Here is a 217-nt window from a genome sequence, read left to right as displayed (position 1 = left end):
ATCATCTGCACAAGGTCACCACGCGTCTCGTCCGTGAGAACCAAACGGTCGTGATCGAAGACCTCACCGTGCGCAACTTGGTCAGGAACCACACCCTGGCCCGTGCCATCAGCGACGCCTCGTGGCGTCAGATGCGCACGATGCTGGAGTACAAGGCGCAGTGGTACGGGCGGGAGCTGCTGGTGGTGGACCGCTGGTTTCCCTCCTCGAAGCTGTG

1 protein-coding gene is annotated in these 217 nt (G+C 62.2%); it reads left to right on the top strand.

From position 1 onward, the window contains the following. Positions 1–217 (top strand): IS200/IS605 family accessory protein TnpB-related protein (locus ACLQ2R_RS39760; protein ID WP_425966578.1); only part of this gene is annotated, 217 nt, incomplete at both ends.

Origin of the sequence: Streptosporangium sp. DT93, assembly GCF_049844535.1 — a bacterium.
GTDB lineage: Bacteria > Actinomycetota > Actinomycetes > Streptosporangiales > Streptosporangiaceae > Streptosporangium.
Note: the sequence above shows the minus strand (reverse complement) of the source record. Positions and strands in the feature narration are given on the sequence as shown.